The organism is Micrococcus sp. APC 4021, from assembly GCF_030407635.1.
In the GTDB taxonomy this organism is placed as follows: Bacteria; Actinomycetota; Actinomycetes; order Actinomycetales; family Micrococcaceae; genus Micrococcus; species Micrococcus luteus.
The window spans coordinates 1-1816 of record NZ_JASDCZ010000199.1 but is presented as its reverse complement, the minus strand read 5'-3'; the positions used below and the strand labels follow the sequence as shown (position 1 = coordinate 1816).

Here is a 1816-nt window from a genome sequence, read left to right as displayed (position 1 = left end):
CGTGCGGCGCATCGCCGCCGAGCTGGACCTGCGTCCCACCAAGCAGTGGGGCCAGAACTTCGTGATCGACCCGAACACGATCCGGCGCATCGTGCAGGCCGCGGACGTGACCGCGGACGAGCACGCGCTCGAGATCGGCCCCGGTCTGGGCTCGCTCACCCTCGGCCTGCTGGACGCGGCCGCCGCCGTCACCGCCGTCGAGATCGACCCGGTCACCGCCGCCCGCCTGCCGCGCACCGCCGCCGAGTTCCGCCCCGGGGCCGAGGACGCCCTCGCCGTGCTGCACGCGGACGCCATGACGCTGAGCGAGCAGGCCCTGGCCGAGGTCCGACCCGCTGCCGCCGCCGGCGGCCCCACCGCGCTCGTGGCGAACCTGCCCTACAACGTGGCCGTGCCCGTGCTGCTGCACGCGCTCGCGGTCCTGCCGGGGCTGCGGCACGGACTGGTGATGGTGCAGGAGGAGGTCGCGGACCGTCTCGCGGCCGGGCCCGGATCCAAGGTCTATGGCGTCCCGTCCGCCAAGGCGGCGTGGTACGCGGACGTGCGCAAGGCGGGCACCATCGGCACCCAGGTGTTCTGGCCGGCTCCGCGCATCCACTCCGGGCTGGTCGCCTTCACCCGGCGCGAGCCGCCGGCGGGCGGCGCGTCCCGCCGGGAGGTCTTCGCCGTGGTGGACGCGGCCTTCGCCCAGCGCCGCAAGACCCTGCGCGCCGCGCTCGCCTCCTGGGCGGGGTCGCCGCAGGCGGCGGAGGACGCCCTGGTGGCCGCCGGCGTGGACCCGCGTGCCCGCGGCGAGGCCCTGGACATCGCGGCCTTCGCGCGGATCGCCGAGCACGGCCCGCGGCGTGCGGCGGAGGAGGTGAGCGCATGACGACGGAGGACCTCGGCCTCGACCCCACGGCCCGGCACGTCACGGTCAGCGCCCCCGGCAAGGTGAACCTGTCCCTGCGGGTGGGACCCCCCGGCGCGGACGGCTACCACCCCGTGGCCACCGTGTACCTGGCCGTCAGCCTGCGGGAGACCGTCACGGCGATCGCCCGCACGGACGGGAGGATCACCGTCGGCCCGTCGAGCCGCCACATCAGTCTGGTGGGCACCCAGGACGTGCCCTGGGACGAGCGCAACCTCGCGCACCGCGCCGCCGCGCACCTGCGGCGCACCCTCGGGCTCGATCCTGACACCCACGGCGTCCACCTCGAGGTCGCCAAGCAGGTCCCGGTCGCGGGCGGCATGGGCGGCGGCTCCGCCGACGCAGCCGCCGCGCTGCTCGCGTGCAGCGCCCTGTGGGAGACCGGGCACACCCGCACCGAGCTCGCCGAGCTGGCCGCCCCGTTGGGCGCGGACGTGCCCTTCAGCGTGCTGGGCGGCGCCGCCGTCGGGCTCGGGACCGGGGCGGAGCTGACCCCCGTCGCGGCCCGCACCCCGCTGCACCTCGTCCTCGTCCCGGCGGACGCCGGGCTGTCCACCCCCGTGGTGTTCCAGACCCTGGACGAGCTGCGCCGGGAGGGCCACCTGCCCGACGGGCCGGCGCGCCCCGAGGTGAACGAGGCCGTCCTGCGGGCCCTCACCGCGGCCGACCCGCTCGCACTCGCCACCGCCATGGACAACGACCTGCAGACCCCGGCCGTCGTCCTGTTCCCCGAGCTCTCGGACGTCCTCGATCTCGGCCTGGACGAGGGCGCGCTGCGCGGCATGGTCTCCGGCTCCGGCCCCACCCTGCTCTTCGTGGCGCAGGACGAGGCCTCCGCGCTGCGGCTGGCCTCGGCCATCGAGGAGCGCACGGGCGTGCGCGCCCTCCCCGTCCACGGCCCCGTGC

At 76.8% G+C, this 1816-nt stretch carries 2 protein-coding genes; both read left to right on the top strand.

Annotated features, from left to right (window positions below):
* Position 1: 1 nt before the first annotated feature.
* Entirely contained in the window at positions 2-871 is an 870-nt protein-coding gene (rsmA, locus tag QL983_RS11115) for a 16S rRNA (adenine(1518)-N(6)/adenine(1519)-N(6))-dimethyltransferase RsmA (RefSeq protein WP_290153019.1), read from the top strand.
* Positions 868-1816: 4-(cytidine 5'-diphospho)-2-C-methyl-D-erythritol kinase (locus QL983_RS11110; protein ID WP_290153017.1), on the top strand; the 949-nt coding region annotated here is incomplete at its 3' end. The genes rsmA and QL983_RS11110, both read left to right, overlap by 4 nt.